This window comes from Trichormus sp. NMC-1 (assembly GCF_001858025.1).
In the GTDB taxonomy this organism is placed as follows: Bacteria; Cyanobacteriota; Cyanobacteriia; order Cyanobacteriales; family Nostocaceae; genus Anabaena.
This window is the reverse complement of the sequence record NZ_LZQD01000016.1, coordinates 1-20,512: the sequence shown is the minus strand read 5'-3', so window position 1 is coordinate 20,512 and position 20,512 is coordinate 1. Positions and strand designations below refer to the sequence as shown.

Annotated in this window: 10 protein-coding genes; 7 read left to right on the top strand and 3 right to left on the bottom strand. The window is 40.2% G+C overall.

The genetic code is table 11. From position 1 onward, the window contains the following. Positions 1–249 precede the first annotated feature (249 nt). The 5 genes from A9Y75_RS28895 (at position 250) to A9Y75_RS25275 (ending at position 9,809) form a co-directional block, all read left to right on the top strand. Positions 250–399 carry a hypothetical protein gene (locus A9Y75_RS28895; protein WP_177176294.1) on the top strand — a complete coding sequence of 50 codons (150 nt, stop codon included), beginning with the start codon at positions 250–252 and terminating at the stop codon, positions 397–399. Between the two features lie 277 nt (positions 400–676). Continuing rightward, positions 677–1,483, top strand: a complete 807-nt coding sequence (locus A9Y75_RS25290; RefSeq protein ID WP_071192577.1) for a phytanoyl-CoA dioxygenase family protein — start codon at positions 677–679, stop codon at positions 1,481–1,483. 111 nt (positions 1,484–1,594) lie between these two features. Continuing rightward, positions 1,595–2,626 carry a glycoside hydrolase family 43 protein gene (locus A9Y75_RS25285; protein WP_071192575.1) on the top strand — a complete coding sequence of 344 codons (1,032 nt, stop codon included), beginning with the start codon at positions 1,595–1,597 and terminating at the stop codon, positions 2,624–2,626. A gap of 176 nt (positions 2,627–2,802) precedes the next feature. Beyond that, entirely contained in the window at positions 2,803–4,173 is a 1,371-nt protein-coding gene (locus A9Y75_RS25280; RefSeq protein WP_071192573.1) for an AAA family ATPase, read from the top strand. Positions 4,174–4,388: 215 nt separating this feature from the next. Then, a complete protein-coding gene (locus A9Y75_RS25275) occupies positions 4,389–9,809 on the top strand; it encodes a ribosome assembly protein 4 (protein ID WP_083389756.1) in 5,421 nt (1,806 codons plus the stop codon). A gap of 74 nt (positions 9,810–9,883) precedes the next feature. Here A9Y75_RS25275 and A9Y75_RS25270 read toward each other — a convergent pair whose 3' ends face one another. The 3 genes from A9Y75_RS25270 to A9Y75_RS25260 all read right to left on the bottom strand — a co-directional run bounded on the left by A9Y75_RS25270 (position 9,884) and on the right by A9Y75_RS25260 (position 16,325). Continuing rightward, entirely contained in the window at positions 9,884–12,097 is a 2,214-nt protein-coding gene (locus A9Y75_RS25270) for a family 1 glycosylhydrolase (protein WP_071192571.1), read from the bottom strand. A gap of 165 nt (positions 12,098–12,262) precedes the next feature. Next, complete coding sequence (gene glf, locus A9Y75_RS25265) at positions 12,263–14,836, bottom strand: UDP-galactopyranose mutase (RefSeq protein WP_236721530.1); 2,574 nt, start codon at positions 14,834–14,836, stop codon at positions 12,263–12,265. A 541-nt stretch (positions 14,837–15,377) separates the two neighbouring features. Then, complete coding sequence (locus A9Y75_RS25260) at positions 15,378–16,325, bottom strand: NAD-dependent epimerase/dehydratase family protein (protein ID WP_071192569.1); 948 nt, start codon at positions 16,323–16,325, stop codon at positions 15,378–15,380. A gap of 461 nt (positions 16,326–16,786) precedes the next feature. Here A9Y75_RS25260 and purD point away from each other — a divergent pair, with 461 nt between their 5' ends. Beyond that, positions 16,787–18,073, top strand: coding sequence for a phosphoribosylamine--glycine ligase (gene purD, locus A9Y75_RS25255; RefSeq protein ID WP_071192567.1), 1,287 nt, complete (start codon positions 16,787–16,789; stop codon positions 18,071–18,073). A gap of 158 nt (positions 18,074–18,231) precedes the next feature. Then, the gene (locus A9Y75_RS25250; protein ID WP_071192565.1) at positions 18,232–20,271 is read left to right on the top strand and encodes a two-component system sensor histidine kinase NblS; all 2,040 of its coding nucleotides are present in this window, start codon (positions 18,232–18,234) and stop codon (positions 20,269–20,271) included. Positions 20,272–20,512: the final 241 nt, after the last annotated feature.

Here is a 20,512-nt window from a genome sequence, read left to right as displayed (position 1 = left end):
AGCAATTTTGAGCAAAGTATCCAAAAATGATTTTAATTCTCCTCTTTTAAGCTAAAAGTATTAATTAGCTATTCATAAATTTGGTTGTTAATGTCTTGTTAAGAATGGGACAAAATATAGCAGAATTCGGAATTTAGGAGTGAAATCAGGGTGGTGTATGCTTAAAGCTACGCTCACTAGAGCCATGTTTTTATTTTCAGTTTGTACCTCATTCACCGACAATCATCTGTAACAAACTCAACCTAAAAAATGCCAAATACCCGACTTATCCAAAAATTTCGGGATCTATCTCTTGAAAATGTTATGTTCAGTTATGCTGACATACTTACAGCAGTATTCAGGAGTCAGGAGGAGGCAGTGCGGGGGTTTTTTGCACCCTACACATTTCTTAATATCTAACATTTAGTGCCTGTGAACTATTAAATCTATAAATATCGAATATTTCCCGCCTTTAACTAATAAAATCTAAATTTATTTATTGAATAAATAAAAATCCTTTAATTCTCATGACTATGGTTGGTTCAGGATAGAAAGCTGCACTAATTAACAAAAGTTGACAGGTTATTATTAGAGATATTGCGATATTATCAACATCGACCAATAGTTATAAAAATCTGTTGTTAGAGGATGATGTAAATGCAACTCTAACCATCAGTAGTTGGAGAAAATAATAAACATGATTAGTATAGACGCAGTAATTCACTATACAGCTAGTGATTTAGATAGATTGGCAGAAGAATTGAAGAGAGACGGAATTTGTGTGATTCGTGGTCTTTTTGATAAAAAATTGATTAATCAGTGGGCAGAAGCTTTTAACAACTTATTTAAAACCCGTCAAAATCAACCAGGTGGATTGGCTCCCCGTGAAATTTCTCGGTATTATCTAACATTACCTTGGGTTATGCCATTTGCTAATACAAATGTCTTCGCCAACCCAGTAATTATGGGTATCCTAGAGCGCGTATTTTTCCAAGAATATGTAATGGTTCAATTAGGTGTTGATATACCGTTTCAGGGTTCGGATTATCAGGAAACTCATAGAGATTTTCGCCCTCTATTCTGTGACGAGATAGTAACGCCACTCTATGCTCTAGCAGTTAACTTCCCACTTGTGGAAGTAACATCAGAGAATGGACCATTTCAAATGGCGCGTGGGACTCATGTTTTACCACGTGAGGAGGGACTAAGAAAGATTGCCACAGGTGACATTCCGATGGAATCTTTCTATATGCAGCCTGGAGATGTAATGATGCGATCGCCTTTAGGACTACATCGAGGTTCACCAAATCAGACAAACGAACCAAGACCGATGATAGTCATGGGTTATGTTATGCACTGGTTACACACACCAAAGGTAGATTTAACTTTGCCACGAGACTACTACGAAAGTCTATCCGAAAATTTACAGCAAATGTTGCGGTGTGAAGTTGTAGAAAACTTACCAACAGAAAAAGTTGAAACTTACATCAATTTCAAATACTAATACCAATTTTATGTGAGACGGTTAATTATTCTGGAAATCGTATTCTATGCAGCTTCATCTTAATTTGGTAGAAGATGCAAATACTAAGAAAATATCGCGGAAAAAATCAAGATGCTAACCTATACCAATCCGGTTTACAAAGGCTATTTTGCTGATCCTTTTGTTTGGCAGCACCTGGGGGTATACTACGCCATTGGAACTGGTGCAGCAGAAGCAGCAGGAACAGTAGACGAAATAGCCGACGTTCTAAATTTTGACCCCAATAAACAGCGAGTTTTTCCTCTGTTACGTTCCTTTGATTTTGTGAATTGGCATTATGTTGGTAATGCGCTACCGCGACCAGATCCCGCACTGGGAAATAATTTTTGGGCCCCGGAAGTTGCTTACTCTGATGGTAAGTTTTACCTCTATTATTCGGTGGGACATGAGGACAAAAATCATCAATTGCGGGTTGCCAAAAGTGATAGTCCGTTAGGCCTTTATGAGGATATTGGTGAACCACTTACAGACTTGAATAATTGCCCTTTTGCGATTGATCCGCATCCGTTTTGCGATGACGATGGACAGTGGTATTTGTTTTATGCCCGCGATTTCCTGGACACAGAGGGGGGTGTACGTGCGGGAACTGCGATCGCTGTAGACAGACTCGAAAACATGATAAAGCTGGCTGGTGTTGAAACAGTTGTTTTGCGATCGCGCTGTGATTGGCAGCGGTTTCTAAACAATCGGTTGATGTATGGTGAATTCTATGATTGGCATACTTTGGAAGGTCCTTGTGTCCGCAAACATGAAGGACGCTACTATTGCTTTTATAGTGGTGGGTGCTGGGAAACTGAGAACTACGGTGTCGATTATGGAGTTGCGGATAGTGTCATGGGGACTTATTCTGATGCGGGTAATGAAGCTGTCCCACGGGTGCTGCGATCGCTTCCTGGTCATGTTAAGGGACCTGGCCACAACTCAATAGTTTTTGCCCCAGATGGTCAAACTGAGTACATAGCCTATCATGCCTGGGGAAAGGATGCACGGCAAATGTGTTTAGATAAGATTATTTGGACAACAGCAGGACCTCGTTGTGAAGGTCCGACTTGGACACCACAGACTATTGACATTAATAAGTCCTATCAGAAGATAGAAAACTGACTAGAAACCAAAAGCTAGTATGAAACTATGATTTTCCGAGATTTTACTGGGTTGCATTGTCCCGTAACCCAATCTACGTTAAAATTATCTGAAAAATCACTTAAATTGCTGTAAAACAAGTATTCTTGTCAGTAGGGATATTCCGAAACTATCAGGATAATCATACTACTGGCATGATGGTAATAACTGAAAAAGATTTTTATAAAGCCACTAACCCCGCACGCACTCTTGTAGCGCGGAATGTGGAAGACCAAAAATGTTATATTGACTTTTCCGGGGTGCGTGGTGAAGATATCATCAGCACTATTAAAGATCATATAGATTGGAATCCAGATGAACCTACCTGTAACTTATTTACTGGACATATTGGTTGTGGTAAATCAACGGAACTATTCCGGTTACAAGTAGAATTAGAAGCCGCAGATTTTCATGTTGTCTATTTTGAATCTAGCGAAGATTTAGAAATCACAGATGTAGATATTGCTGATGTGTTTCTGGCCATTGCTAGTCGCATTAGTAAAAGTCTTGAGAAAATTGTCCTCGAAGAACCGAAAAAATTTCAGGAGTTACTTCAAGGTGCATGGAATATCTTAAACTCTGAAGTTACAGGTGCTAAAGGTAAATTTGCTGGTCACGATATTGGTTATACTGTGGATGGACAAAAATTATCTTTGTCTTTGGGTATTGGGGAAATCACCACAAAAATGAAAAGTGATTTAACATTAAGAACCAAAATAAATCAATATTTAGCACCTCAGAAAACCAACTTATTACAAGCAATTAATCAAGAACTTTTAGAACCTGCTATTTCTAAACTCAAACAACAGGGTAAAAATGGTTTAGTTGTGATAGTTGATAACCTAGACCGCATAGATAATACCATTAAACCCTGGGGTCGAACACAACAAGAATATCTATTTGTAGACCAAGGTGAATATCTCACCAAGCTTAATTGTCATGTTATTTATACCATGCCTCTGGCGTTGAAATTTTCTAATGAATACGGCACATTAACCCAACGATTCCCAGAAGAACCGAAAATATTACCAATGGTTCCTGTTAAGTATTCAGATGGTAGAATTCATGAACGGGGATTAGCACTAATGCAACAGATGATTTTAGCTAGAGCATTCCCTAATTTAGCACCAGAAGAACGCTTAAATAAAGTTACCGAAATTTTTGACACTCCAGAAACTTTAGACCGTTTATGTCAGGTTAGCGGTGGTCATGTGCGCGATATTTTGAAGTTATTAAACCCCTGGATTATGAAAGATAAAAAATTTCCTCTCCAGAGTAACACTTTAGAGAAGATTATTCGTGAACGACGTAATGAAATGTCTTTACCTATTTCTGTTGAAGAATGGAAATTATTACGCCGTGTTAAAGAAACTAAACAAGTCAGTGATGATAAAGGATATCAGAAATTAATCCGTAGTAGATTTGTATTTGAATATCGAGATAAAGGTGAATTATGGTTTGATGTCAATCCGATTTTAGCAGAATCAGAAAAATTGTCTGAATCAGGATATCCAGGATTTGAGGATTAACAGGATTAATAGGATTAAGATATATCATAGCCCCCTCCTCGCTTGTGGGGTTGGGAGTGGGGTTTTTGGATTTGAGGATTAAAGGATTAATAGGATTAAGATATATCATAGCCCCCTCCTCGCTTGCGGGGAGGGGGTTGGGGGTGGGGTTCTTACTCATTCAACCAAGTACAAAGTTCAGAAATCGGGGATCTTGTTTATCACAAATTAACACTATGACAAACTCACAACAACTAGAAGATTTAGCATGGTCTTTAGAAGCATCTCAGGGAGAATTCAAGCTAATTTTAGCTAAGTGTAATTATATCGAATTACAAAATCAACTCATTCAAGAATTGCAAGAAATCTGTAAGATTGAAATTCAAATATTACAACTAAAACCATCAGAAAGAACATTATATAATGCAATTAAAGAAGAATTCAACGATGAAATTCAAGCATTAATGATTGTCGGTTGGGAATCATTACCGAATTTATCAAAAATGTTCAGTTCAGCTAATCAAGTTAGGGAAGAATTTAGAAATAATTGTCAATATCCTCTAGTGCTATGGATTAATGATCAAATATATCAACAAATCATGGAATCTGCACCTGATTTAGAAAGTTGGGGAATTACTATAAATTTTTATCTTCCTTTTGATGAATTAATTAAGTTACTCAAATCAATAATAGATAAAATATTAAATGATGATTTGAATGTAGATTTACAAGAGATTGAATTAGCATTACAAGATTTACAAAAACATAATCAAGATTTAGAACCAGATTTTCAAGCTAATTGTAATTTCTTAAGAGGATTTATAGCATATACCAAAAATCAATTAAATACAGCTATTAATTACTATCAACAAAATTTGGATTTTTGGCAAAGAAACGATAATTTAGAAATTCAAGGTAAAATACTTTATAATTTGACAATTTGTAATTATGAAAAATATAAACCTAACCCCCCAACCCCCTTCCCTGCTAGGGAAGAGGGAGAAATAATAAATTATCTGCAACGAACATTAGAAAAATTCAAAAATGCTCAACGTTTAGATTTAATTGCTAATTCTTTATCAAAATTTGGTTTAATTCTGCAAGAGTTACAAGCATGGGAAGATTTAAAAAAACTAGCTACACAGGCTTTAGACATACACAAAACCGGAAATAATATCTTAAAAATAGCTGAAGATTATATATTTTTAGCAACAGCTAATTTTGAACAATCAAATTTTTCAGAATCTGCAAAAATTGCTAATCAAGGATTAGATGTTTTAAAGAAAGTTAATCAATCAGAATCTGATGTAGATTATTATTGTCAAAGTCTATTTTTAATTCTAGCACAAGCTCAAGAAAAATTACAACAATATGAACAAGCAATTAGTAATTTAAAATTAGCTAAAGATATCGGGGTTATAAATAATCACCCAAAGCTGTATGTCAAAATTCTCAATCTTTTACAACAGCTATTATTTCAAAAAACAGAATATCTGGAAGCTTTTAACACCAAATTAGAAAGTCATTCTATTGAACAGCAATTTGGTTTGCGGGCGTTTATTGGTGCAGGTTGGTTAAAACCATCAAAAAATACATCTTTTGTGAATCAAGAAACAATTTCCCCAGAAATTGAAGCATCTGGGCGTAAAATAGATGTAGATAAGTTACTAACAAGAATTGGGGAAAATGATAAAAAAATCATCGTCATTCATGGACAGTCGGGAGTTGGTAAAAGTTCTTTAGTTAATGCTGGGTTAATTCCTGCATTGGAAAATAAAGCTATAGGGTTTCATGATAATTTACCTGTGACTATCAGAGTTTATAATAGTTGGTTTACGGAATTAAAACAACAATTATTAGATGTATTACCAGAAAGATTCAAACCAGAAGAATTAAAATTAGATACTCAGGAAAAGTTTATTTTAAAACTTGCAGAAATTGAAAAAAATAACCTGCGAACAGTGTTGATTTTTGACCAGTTTGAAGAATTTTTCTTTGTGTATCCTGACGATAAAGCGAGAATAGAATTTTTCCAGTTTTTAGGAAAATGTCTAAATCATACAAATATCGGATCTTTGAGAGTAATTTTATCTTTGCGGGTAGATTATTTGCATCTGTTATTAGAATGCAATGAATTAGAGAGTATGAAAATTATTAGTCAAGATATTTTGAGTAAAAATGTGCTATATAAGTTAGGGAATTTAACAACCGAAAATGCTAAATTAACTATTCAGCGTTTAACCAAAAATACTACTTTTCGTTTAGAACCGGATTTAATTAACCGACTGTTGCAAGATTTATCTGGAGAACAAGATTTAGCGGGAGAATTAGGTTCAGTTCGTCCCATTGAATTGCAGGTAGTGGGAGCGCAATTAGAAACAGAAAATATTACAACTTTAGCAGCATATCAAAAAATTGGTAATAAGCAAGAATTAGTTAAACGTTATTTAGATGAAGTAGTCAAAGACTGCGGTGTTGAAAATCAAGAAATTGCCGAATTATTACTTTATTTTCTCACAGATGAACAGGGAACAAGACCATTAAAAACTAAAGCTGAATTAGAAAGAGATTTGCAATCATTAGCCGCAGCAGCTACTCAATTAGATTTGGTATTAGAGATATTTGTGAAATCTGGTTTGGTGGTGTTGTTACCAGAAACGCCCGCAGACCGTTATCAATTAGTTCATGATTATTTAGCTAATTTTATTCGTCAGCAACAAGAACCAAAACTAAAAGCGGTGATAGCGGAACTGGAAAAAGAAAGACAGCAGAGAAAAATTGGTGAAGCGAAATTAAATCGCTTTCTTAAATTTGCCCTTGCAGGTTCAATTGCAGCCGGGGTAGTTTTAGCTGGGTTAACGGTGACTGCTTGGAATGCAGCACAACAAGCTGCTATTAATGAAATTCAAGCCTTAACCGAAGCTAGTAAAGACCGTTTTGCTTTAGGAGAAACCAGTAACGCCTTAATAGAAAGCTTGAAAGCTGGTGGAAAAATCAAACTGGCATCTTGGGCAAAATCTGATACTCAAGTATCAACAATAGCAGCATTACGGCAAGCGGTGTACTTGCAGCGTCATGAGGAGAAGGAAAAAAGAGCCTTAAATGTTAATACCCTCAAAGGTCATGATAGTAAGGTCAGAAGCGTAGTATTTAGCCCCGACGAACAACAACTGGCTTCTGGGAGTGATGACAAGACCATCAAAATCTGGGACGTGACCACTGGGAAAGTCCTGAATACCCTCAAAGGTCATGAGGGTGGGGTCAATAGCGTCGTATTTAGCCCCGACGGCAAACAACTGGCTTCTGGGAGTGTTGACAAGACCATCAAAATCTGGGACGTGACCACTGGGAAAGTCCTGAATACCCTCAAAGGTCATGAGGGTGGGGTCAATAGCGTCGTATTTAGCCCCGACGGCAAACAACTGGCTTCTGGGAGTGTTGACAAGACCATCAAAATCTGGGATATGACCACTGGGAAAGTTCTCAACACCCTCAAAGGTCATGATAGTAAGGTCAACAGCATCGTATTTAGCGCCGACGGCAAAAAACTGGCTTCTGGGAGTGTTGACAAGACCATCAAAATCTGGGACGTGACCACTGGGAAAGTCCTGAATACCCTGAAAGGTCATGAGGGTGGGGTCAATAGTGTGGTATTTAGCCGTGACGGCAAAAAACTGGCTTCTGGGAGTGTTGACAAGACCATCAAAATCTGGGACGTGACCACTGGGAAAGTCCTGAATACCCTCAAAGGTCATGAGGGTGGGGTCAACAGCGTCGTATTTAGCGCCGACGGCAAACAACTGGCTTCTGGAAGTTGGGACAGCACCATTAAAATCTGGGATATCACCACAGGTAAAGTCCTCAACACCCTCAAAGGTCATGAGGGTGGGGTCAACAGCGTCGTATTTAGCCGTGACGGCAAAAAACTGGCTTCTGTGAGTGTTGACAAGACCATCAAAATCTGGGACGTGACCACTGGGAAAGTCCTCAATACCCTGAAAGGTCATGATGATTGGGTCAGAAGCGTGGTATTTAGCCCCAACGGCAAACAACTGGCTTCTGGGAGTGATGACAAGACTATCAAAATCTGGGATATGACCACAGGTAAAGTCCTGAATACCCTGAAAGGTCATGAGGGTGATGTCACTACTGTGGGATTTAGCCCCGACGGTAAACAACTGGCTTCTGGGAGTGATGACTACACCATCAAAATCTGGGATGTGACCACAGGTAAAGTCCTGAAAGGTTATGAGGGTATGGTCACTAGTGTGGGATTTAGCCCCGACGGCAAACAACTGGCTTCTGGGAGTGGTGACTACACCATCAAAATCTGGGACATGACCACTGGGAAAGTCCTCAATACTCTCAAAGGTCATGAGGATTATGTCAGAAGCGTGGTATTTAGCCGCGACGGGAAAAAACTGGCTTCTGGGAGTGATGACTACACCATCAAAATCTGGGACATGACCACTGGGAAAGTCCTCAATACTCTCAAAGGTCATGAGGATTATGTCAGAAGCGTGGTATTTAGCCGCGACGGCAAACAACTGGCTTCTGGGAGTCATGACAAGACCATCAAAATCTGGGATGTGACTACAGGTAAAGTCCTCAATACCCTGAAAGGTCATGATAGTTCGAGCGTCGTAAGTGGGGTCAACAGCGTGGTATTTAGCCCCAACAGTAAACAACTGGCTTCTGGGAGTCATGACAAGACCATCAAAATCTGGGATGTGACTACAGGTAAAGTCCTCAATACCCTGAAAGGTCATGATAGTTCGGTCAACAGCGTGGTATTTAGCCGTGACGGCAAACAACTGGCTTCTGGGAGTTCAGACAACACCATCAAAATCTGGGACGTGACCACTAGGAAAGTCCTCAATACCCTCAAAGGTCATGATAATTGGGTCAGAAGCGTGGTATTTAGCCCCGACGGCAAACAACTGGCTTCTGGGAGTTGGGACAAGACCATCATTTTATGGGATTTGAATTTAGATAATTTAGTAACTAGTGGTTGCAATTTGCTGAATAATTATTTGATTGGTAATCCTCAAGTGTTGGCAGAATTAAAGGATTGCCAAACTCCATCTCGGTTATTATTAGGGGCAACGGTGTTAGTTATCCAAGGTGAAAACTTGGCGGAAAATGATGATATGAATGGGGCTTTAGCTAATTTCCGCACCGCCCAAGCATGGGATAATAATTTAAAATTTGACCCCCAAACAAAAGCCCAGGAGTTTGCAAATAAAGGTAAGGCTAAACGCTTAGTTGCAGAGGGAGAAAGTATTGTCCAAAAAGGGGAAGTTAAGAAGGCATTAGAAAATTATGCTGAAGCACAGGAAATATATCCCCAATTGGAAATTACTGCATCTTCTTGGCATACACTTTGTAGATATGGTAGTTTAAATAAACAAGCTGCTGATGTGATGTTTGCCTGTGAAAAAGCTGTTAATTTATCACCTAATTATGGCGATTATCGTGATAGTCGTGGTTTAGCGAGGGCTTTGACTGGTAACTATTCAGGCGCTATTGAGGATTTTGAGGCATATATTAAATGGATTGATAATAAAGATAGTAAAACGCAACGACAAGGCTGGGTGAAGGATTTGAAAGCGGGGAAAAATCCGTTTACTGATGCGGTGTTGAAGAAGTTAAGGTGATCAGGATTTGTAGGATTTTTATTGTCTGAATCAGGATTTACAGGATTTAAGGATTTACAGGATTTTAATTCCTGCTATATTTGGCATTCCTCACAATATCGAGAAATAGCATCTTCCAGACCAGGCATTATATCACCTCGACTACTACCAAGAACGCTATAAGTTGGACGAGGAGCAGCTAAATTGAGATGTCGTGTAGGCAAAGCAATTAACCTTTTAATACTCACACCTGCTTGTTTTGCCGCTAATCTTGCCAAATTTGCCCAAGAAATCTCACATTTATTAGCTAAATGCCACAAACCAGTTTCACCATCTATTAATAAATCAAGACTAGCATGAACTAAATCCGGTACATAAGTAGGGGAAATAATAGTATCTTGCGCTGCTAGAAATTCCTCTCCAGCACTGAGTTCACGCAAGGCAATAGTCACAAAGTTATATTCATCCCAAGGACTAAAAAAGGCACTGGTGCGAATTATCAAGGATGTTGGACAAGCCTGTAAAACCCGCTTTTCTGCCAAGGCTTTACTACATCCATATACACTTAAAGGAGAGATGGCATCAGTTTCTACATAAGGTTGAGTGACAGCACCATTAAACACCAAATCTGAAGAAAACGTCACCAACGGCAAATTATGTTGGGCGCAAACAGTAGCTAATATTTCTGCACCCACAGTATTGACACGCAAGCAATTTTCCGGTTCGCGCTCGGCATCATCCACCCGCACATATCCCGCAGCATTGATCACAGCCCAAGGTTGTAACTCAGTCAGCACCGCATCAACAGCAGCAGGATGGGCAATATCCATCTCTTGCCGTGTTAGTAGGCAATAGGGAATACCTCGGACTTCACACAACCGAGCAAAAGCCTTTCCTAGTGTGCCTGTAGCTCCAATGATAGCCAGGGGACGATGGGAAGCAGGGGAGAGAATAGATTCAGATGCTTTTGTGCTTCTCTCATCTAGTCCGCAACTTACTGCTGGATAAACTAAACGCTCTGGCCGATGCCACCAACCGGGGATATCAAGTACAGGGTGATCGGGATTACGTCCTGCGGCTAAATCACGGATAGTTTTAGCGATCGCAGTTGCTCTTGGTTGAGGAGAACGCAAATCAAACACACCTGATTCGTAATTACCCACCCAACGAGTTACTAAACTATTCCAATCGTAAGTACCCAGCAACGCCCAAGCTGTGACAGCACGAATATCTACACCCTGCGATCGTAATTCCTGCGCGGCATTCCACACTTCACACAGCCAGCGTAGTTGCTCCTCACGGGTACAGTGAAGGTGAACTTCAGTTACAGCCAAGGGGATTTGATAGCGTTCCCATGCCTCTTGTAGTAAGGTACGTGGACCTGCTGCACCTTCAGCACAAACTCGCACTGCCTCTATATCTGCATAGTGATCCTGTCCATTACCACCATGAGTCCAAATGGGATAATTTTCTAAATTTTCATCTAGAAAGCGATCGCTCGTTACATAGTGGTTAATCCCAATTATGTCCGGTGGACAGGGATTTTGACAAAATTCTTCTAGTTCACTTTCACTAATACCGCAATGGAGCAAATAACCCCAGATAGGATGATTTGGGGTTATTCGACCGCATAATAAATCAAAAGTCAACCAGCGACGCTCATTTTCCAAATCTGCTTGATAAGCTAGTTTCGGTGTACTGTAAGTCTTACCCAAATCATCCGTTTGTACCAATTGGGCGCTAGGATTAACTTCTCGGATAGCTTGCATTGCCAAGCATACCCCCCGACATTCTGCCAAAAAAGCCCGGCCAAAAGTTAAATCATCCCGTCCGTGAGGATACCAATGACCATACAATCCACTAAATCGAGCCGTTGTTAAAGGTTCATTGATGGGTGTGTAATACCTTACCCAAGGATAGCGTTGTGCGATCGCACGGGCAAACTCTGCCAATTTTTCTGGAAACGCTGGATCTATTAAACTGGTGTAACGAGGACCACTACCATGATGTACCAATCCCACAATCGGACAAATACCCAGTTCTTGTAATCTCCCCAACCGCACATCCGCCCAAGACCAATCTGCATTTTCCAAGCCATTGGGTGCGATTCTTTCCCACAATACAGGATAACGAATTGCCCGTATACCCAATTGGGCAAATAATTCCAAATCCTCCAAGCGCGTTCCATGACCATTACGTTCTAACTGGTCAAAATACTCCTCACCCACCCGATTCACTGTACACTCCAGACCAGCCCACACTTCTAAAGGAAATTGAGTTTTGAGTTTCGAGTCGAAAATAGAAGTCATAATTTGCAACTTAAAACGATGTTTTCTGTCGAAAAAACAGGTAAACACGAGAATACAGAGACGTTGTAAATTGGTGTCAACTTAGGTTCAAACCTTACCCGAAGAACAATATCCAGTCCCCCTCCTCGCAAGCGGGGAGGGGTTAGGGGTGGGGTTTCTTAAAACTCAAGCCTTAACGGCGATTTGTTTATACACAGACAGAGCCTGACCAACACATTGATCCATGTTGTAATACTTGTAGGTTGCCAACCGCCCTACAAAATATACCCCCGGTGTGGTATCAGCCAAAGCCTTATATTTTTGGTAAATTTCCTGATTTTCTGGGCGCGGTACAGGGTAATAAGGGTCTCCTTCTGCTTTGGGAAATTCGTAAACGATGCTAGTTTTAGAGTGTTCTTGACCAGTTAAATATTTAAATTCTGTAACACGAGTATAAAGGTGTTCGTTGGGATAGTTGATCACTGGTACAGGCTGAAAAACAGGTAAATTATGGGTTTGGTGCTGGAACTCAAGAGAACGATAGGGTAATTTACCGTAACGGTAATCAAATAACTCGTCCACAGGTCCTGTGTAAACCATTTCCCGACAAGGGATAGCTTTTTCAATTTCCCGATAATCAGTATTAAGCATCACCTTAATATTGGGATGATTTAACATATTCTCGAATAACCGCGTAAACCCATGCAATGGCATCGCTTGGTAAGTATCGGTGAAATAACGGTCGTCGCGGTTGTTGCGTGTGGGAATCCGAGCAATTACTGATTTATCAAGTTCTGATGGGTCGAGTCCCCATTGCTTGCGAGTGTAACCGCGAAAGAATTTTTCATACAATACTCGGCCAACTTTGCTGACTACCACATCTTCTGAGGTGTAAATATATTCTTTTGGTTCAGCTAATGCTTTCAAAAAATCCTCGACCTCAAATGAATTAAGATCCATACCATAGAGTTTGTTGATGGTGTCGAGGTTGATAGGTATGGGAACTAATTGACCATCTACACTAGCTAAAACCCGATGCTCATAAGAACGCCACTGAGTAAAGCGCGAGAGGTATTCAAAGATTTCGCGGGAGTTGGTGTGAAAAATGTGGGGTCCATATTTATGGATGAGAATACCATGCTCATTGTAATGATCGTAGGCGTTACCACCAACGTGATTCCGCTTATCTACAACCAGGACTTTTTTACCAGACTGAGTTGCTAAACGTTCAGCAATGACGCTACCAGAAAAGCCAGCACCAACAATCAGGTAATCAAAAACAAAGTCTCTAGTAATGATATTGGGTGCTTGTTTTCTCGTAATCGCACCAAGATTATTTTTCTCCTCAGCATCACGGGTAGCAATCGCCGAATCTATCAATTTTATCATTGATGCCCAAGTCCGATCCCAAGAAATCTGCTCTAAAAAGGCATCAACTCGACTCAACCACCCAGATGCTTTTGTATCCTGTTGTATTGCTTGTTCGGCTGCGGTGACGAACTCAGAAACCGTGTCTGCAATGCGTACCAGTTTTGATTCTCCATAGGGACGCACTACATCCCTGATGCTGGTAGATACTACAGGTTTGCCGGCTGCAAGATACTCAGGAGTTTTAGTAGGACTAATAAAGCGCGTTGCTTCATTCCGGGCAAATGGCAACATTGCTAAATCCCATCCTGCTAAATATTCAGGTAGCTGTTGATAGGTTTTAGCACCGAGATAATGGATATTCTCCGATTGGGGTAGCCTTGCGGGATCAATTTTCACTACTGGACCAACTATCACTAGATGCCAGTTGGGACGGGTATCGGCAATACCTTGTAGCAGTTCAATATCCATCCGTTCATCAATTACACCAAAGAAACCTAAACGGGGGTGGGGAATATCTGCTTGATCTGCTGGTTCTGACCTCTCCCCTAACCCCTCTCCTGCAAGGAGAGGGGAACTAGAACTTTTCTCCTCCTTCCCAGTAACAAAAGTTTTTCCGCTTCCCTCTCCTCCTAGGAGAGGGTTAGGGAGAGGTAGGGAAGGGGGTTGGGGGGTTAGGTTTCTGCCTTGTCCAAAGTGGGCTATATCTACACTGCTAGGAAAGGCATAGACATTTGGGTGCTGGTTAACTTTACTTTCGTACAGGCTTTGTCCTCCTGTAAATACTAGGTCTGCATGGCGAAATAGTTCCGCTTCGTAATTTTTTAAACTTGGTGGTGATCCCTGGAAACCAGATAATTCATCCATGCAATCATAGACTACAGCTTGGGGTTGCAAATGCCGTGTATAGGCGATCGCCATTGGTGTGTAATACCAACAAATATACTTGCTAATATTATGCTCTACCAAAAAACCATCAATCAGAATTTGCAAATTTGCGTTAACAGATTCCTCATTTAAACCTTCTGGGAGATTGGGAACAACTACCACCACTCCACTTGTATCTTCGCTAATTTCCAACCGCCGCAAATCTTCTTGATTGAAAATTGGTTCTTCAATAAAAAATACACGCTTTCCTTTAGCACAACGACTGAGAAGATGTTGTGGTCTTTGATAAACGAAATGCCAACGCAAATGAGATAGACAGACTATATCAGCCGTATCTGTCAAAGCTTCTTTTGGTTGGAAGTTTTTATTTAATGTGGATAAATTTAATAAAGATGCACCTACTGATGGGGATTCGTTTAGTTCAGATTGCTTAGTTTTACTCAGTTTTGAAGATGCAATATGACTAGCACCGTTCTTTTTAGGTTGAGTTTTTTCACTTGCCATATATTTTTAATGCAATTTCTTACAAATTGGACTAGTGAATTGCTAAAAAATCAACAAATCGCCTCCAAAATTTATTTTTTGTCTCCAGATTTAACACCATTCAGCAATAATAAACTTGGAAGCTTAACCCTTCAGTTTTGATTCCGTATTAGTTCTCATTATAAATCCTGGCTCTTATGTCTTCCTCTACCCAAGAAAATAAATAGACATTTCCCAAGTAGTAATATTCTGTGGTAAAAGAACATCCGAGAGGTTTTTGACACCAAAATATCATGGACATACTAAATTACATTGGAATGTGTCTATCCTGAGTTTTACAATATTTTTTACCAATGCAAATACCTAGCTTGAAAATTTACCCTTTTCCTTAACTTTTAAAAGGGTACTATTAACGGGGAAATCCCCATAATTAAAATTAGGGAATTTGTATAAGGACGTATTTTTTCTCTCTACGAGACACTACGCGAACGTACTATGTGTCCCTTTAAAAAATGTTTTTACCTCTTGTCCTATGAATGAGATACATCATAGCCATTTAAATCTAATACAGCGCTTTAATCCACTCCCATTCCCGCCTTAAACCTTCCCGCAAAGATACTTGTGGCTGATATCCAAGAATTTTTTGTGCTTTGGATACATCCGCAGCCGTGTGACGCGCATCTCCCATAGCCTTTTCAATGTGGTTACGTTTGATGGGTTTACCAACTATATCTTCCATCGTATCTAATACTTCTGCTAAAACTACTCTGCTACCACCACCAATATTAAAAATTTCCCCTACTGCTTTTGGTATAGTGGCTGCTGCTAAATTCGCAGCAATGACATCAGTTACAAATGTAAAATCCCGTGTTTGCTGTCCGTCACCATAAATGGGAATTGCGTCATCTTGCAAAACTGCTTTAAAAAACTTATGAAATGCCATATCTGGCCGCTGTCGAGGTCCATAAACTGTAAAATAGCGCAAGGATACAAAAGGTACAGCAAAGTTCTTGTGATATAGTTCACATAACCTTTCACCTGCTAATTTAGTAATACCGTAAGGTGAAACTGGCAAAGGCTTAATTTCTTCATGAGTCGGTAAAATTTCTGCATCACCATATACACTAGATGAAGAGGCAAATACTAATCTTTTCAAGTGTTGAGCATCCTTTGCGGCTTCTAACAAAACTTGTGTGGCATTAATATTGCGTTCAGTATAAGAGCGAAAGCCTTTACCCCATGAGTTTCTTACCCCCGCTTGCGCCGCCTGATGATAAACTACTTCTACATCTTGAAAAAGTTTTGGTAAATCTAAGAATTGAATATCGCCTTCAATTAATGTAAAGTTAGGCGACTGTTGAAAGGTAGCTATATTTTTCTGCTTCAATATGGGGTCATAGTAATCATTAAATTCATCAATGCCGATTACTTCTTCTCCTCTTTGCAATAATGTATCGACAAGGTGAGAACCTATAAAACCAGCCACTCCAGTAACGATAATTTTAGCCATGTTGCTTATTTTTTCTACTTTGGGAATTTTTTTAGGATATCAATAGTAACTACTCAGTAATTAAACCAAGCCGGGAGTTATTTTTAAGTATTTATTTTATTTTCACTTTTATATAAAAAATAGGAGAGTGTAGAAACTTGTCAAATTTTAAATTTATTGTAATTAATTTTGCTGTTGAACAAAAATTATCGATCTACTTAGACTGAGGGTGGAAATTAGGTTTTGACCCTTGATTTATAAAGCTTTGAGGTTCATTTTCGGAGATGTCTATTAATTAACTCAGTCGCATAATAGCAAAAAATCCCACCAAAATCCGGTATAGAAGAGTTTTTTCCACTTAAGAGTCACCATAAGCCCTTGATTAGTAGGATAATTAGTGAAAAATTGGGCTTCTACCAGAAGTCTATATGATCAGTCGCCTGAAGGCATTCTCATTTTACAAGAGACACACGAGGAAATAAGTGAAGGTTTTAGTTGTAGGTAATGGGGGACGTGAACACGCTCTAGCGTGGAAACTTCTGCAATCAAAGAAAATTGAGCAAATTGTCTGTGTACCAGGAAATGGGGGTACAGCAAGTATGGAATGCTGCCAAAACGTCCCTCTCGCGGTAGATGACTTTCAGGGTATCAGCCGACTTGCTTTAGAAAATGATATTTCTCTAGTTGTAGTCGGTCCAGAAGTACCTTTAGCAATGGGAATTACCGACTATCTCCAAAGCAAAGGACTGATGGTATTTGGACCTAGTAAAGCCGGAGCGCAAATAGAAGCTAGTAAGGCTTGGGCTAAGGCGTTAATGCAAGAAGCAGGAATTCCCACAGCCAAAGCGGCGGTATTTACGGAGGCAATAGCAGCAAAATCTTACGTAAAATCACAGGGAGCGCCAATTGTTGTTAAAGCTGACGGTTTAGCTGCTGGTAAGGGTGTGACAGTTGCCCAAACCATTGAAGAAGCAGAAGATGCCATTGATGCCATTTTTCAGGGGCAGTTTGGCAGTGCGGGGAATTTTGTAGTGATTGAAGAATGTTTGCTGGGGCAAGAGGTATCAGTTTTAGCCTTGACTGATGGGTTAACGATTCGTCCTTTACTTCCTGCTCAAGATCATAAGCGGATTGGTGATGGTGATACGGGAGATAATACTGGGGGGATGGGCGCTTATGCTCCTGCACCGATTGCAACACCAGAGTTGATGGCAAGGGTGCAAACAGAAGTTTTAGAAAGTGCGATCGCTCTTTTAAGAACCAAAGGCATCGACTACCGAGGTGTGCTATACGCTGGATTAATGGTTTCAGCAGATGGCGACTTTAAAGTTTTAGAATTTAACTGTCGTTTCGGTGATCCAGAAACCCAAGTTATTTTGCCATTGCTAGAAACACCCCTAGAAGATTTAATTTTAGCTTGCATTCAGCAGCGTTTAGCAGAAATGCCGCCTATTGCTTGGAAAAACGGGGCTGCTGCCACTGTCGTAGCTGCCTCAGGAGGTTATCCAGGAGAATATGAAAAAGGCCAGGTAATAGCGGGTATTCAGGAGGCAGAAGCATCAGGTGCAAAGGTGTTTCATGCTGGCACAAAGTTGAACGAACAGCAACAAATATTGACAGACGGTGGTAGAGTTTTAAATGTGACTGGGCTGGGCGAAAATTTTCAGCAAGCGATCGCTCAGGCATATGTTGGCATCAAACACATTCATTTTTCAGGGGTGTATTACCGTAGGGATATTGGTCATAGAGTGCTGAGTCCTAATTCCTAAGTGCGGAATGCTGAGTTAGCAGTTAGTAGTTTTCCCCACATCCCCACCTCCCTGTCTACTCATCTCCCCAACTTCTCTCTACCATTTTTGGCAAATTAACTGTTAATTTTTAAGTTGTTGGGGTAGAAAACCAAGAACTACTAACAACTGTATTTAAGATGCTCGCTCCTTTAACAACAATCCGAGATGCTTTCGCCCAAGGCGTATCCAAGACACTCGCTCATTGGTGGTCTGATTTTACCCTTCAGACCAAACTACTAGCTGTAGCTACTTTAGTGGTTTCCCTGGTGATGAGTGGTCTAACTTTCTGGGCAGTGAATACAATTCAGCAAGATGCACGTCTGAATGACACCCGCTTCGGTCGCGACCTCGGACTTCTACTGGCCTCAAATGTTGCGCCCCTAATTGCAGATCACAATCTCACAGAAGTTGCCCAATTTTCCCAACGTTTCTACAGCAGCACCTCTAGTGTGCGTTATATGCTATACGCTGATGAAACAGGGAAAATCTTTTTTGGCATTCCTTTTTGGGAACCAGAGGTAGAAAACTCCCTCACCATTAAGCGGCGGATACAACTACCAGAAGATTACCCAGGTGATAATGACCAACCAATGGTGCGTCAACACATATCCCCAGATGGTGTCGTCACTGATGTATTTATTCCCCTCATAGTTAATAAACAATATTTAGGTGTTTTAGCAGTTGGCATCAACCCCAATCAAACAGCAGTCATATCCACTAATTTCACCCGTGATGTCACCATTGCGGTGTTTATCACCATTTGGGTCATGGTAATTTTGGCAGGAGTAATCAACGCCTTAACCATTACTAAACCAATTAAAGAACTACTCGTAGGCGTAAAACAGATTGCTACTGGTAATTTTAAACAGCGAATTGACTTACCCCTAGGTGGTGAACTAGGAGAGCTAATTTTAAGCTTTAATGAAATGGCAGAGCGCCTAGAGCGCTACGAAGAACAGAATATTGAAGAACTAACAGCAGAAAAAGCCAAATTGGAAACCTTAGTTTCTACCATCGCCGATGGTGCTGTGCTGATTGACAATAATATGCAGGTAATTCTAGTCAACCCTACAGCACGGCGAATTTTTGGTTGGGAAGGCAGTGATGTCGTGGGTAGCAACGTATTGCATAACTTGCCTATAAGCGTACAAGTGGAAATCAGCCGCACCTTGTATGAAATGGCAGCCGGAGAATGCGAAAGTGCTGAGTTTCGTATCCCACTCAACGAACCCACCAAGCGCACAATCCGTATTCTCTTGACTACAGTGCTTAACCTACAAAGGGAAAGTATTAAAGGCATTGCCATCACTGTGCAAGATATCACCCGTGAGGTAGAACTTAATGAAGCCAAAAGCCAATTTATCAGTAATGTCTCGCACGAACTGCGAACACCCCTCTTTAACATCAAAACCTATATTGAAACCCTACATGATTATGGCGAAGACTTGGGTTTAGAAGAACGCCAAGAATTTCTGGAAACCGTTAATCATGAAACTGATAGACTTACCCGCCTAGTTAATGATGTTTTGGATTTATCAAAACTCGAATCTGGGCGCACCTACAATTTTGATGGGGTCGATTTGGCGCAAGCACTGGAACAGACATTGCGTACTTACCAACTCAACGCTAGAGATAAAGGCATTGAACTGGTTCAGGAAGTTGCCCCTAACTTACCCCTAGTCCTAGGTAATTATGATTTGTTGCTACAAGTATTGGGTAACTTAATTGGTAATGCCCTCAAATTCACCCCTTCTGGTGGAAAAGTGGCAATCCGTGCCTACCAATTAAATCCTCAACCCAACTCCTCCTTTGCTTCCCTGGAATCTACGCAAACTGAACACTTTGCAAACGCTGCACAGCGCGAAATTTCACACAATCAACCTAGTAAGGTACGGCTAGAAATCAGTGATACAGGAATTGGCATCGCCCCAGAAGATCAACGGGCAATCTTTGACCGCTTTTTCCGGGTGGAAAACCGAGTTCACACCCTTGAAGGTACCGGCTTAGGTCTATCTATTGTCAGAAATATTATGGACAGGCATCACAGTAAAGTCAATTTAGTTAGCGAAGTTGGTGTCGGTACTACTTTTTGGTTTGACTTAGCGGTATTTGATGAAGAAGTATCATCCACATTAGTTGCATCCACCATCAAAACACCTGAAGTGACAAAAAACTGAATCTGTCAGTCCCTACCACACTATGGAATTCTCCTCAAGTTGTTGATGGTGTTGTTGGCAAATGGCAACTATAGCTGCTTATTACCTGCTCAATTTAGAGATTTTTTTAATGCCAATACTCTAAATTGCCCAAGCTGCTTGTTGTTCGTTTCACCCAGACCTCTTGGCTGGACTGAATTCCCTCCGTCTGAACCTTCAGTAACTGGATATTATATATAGAAGTTCAAAAAAAGTTTATTGA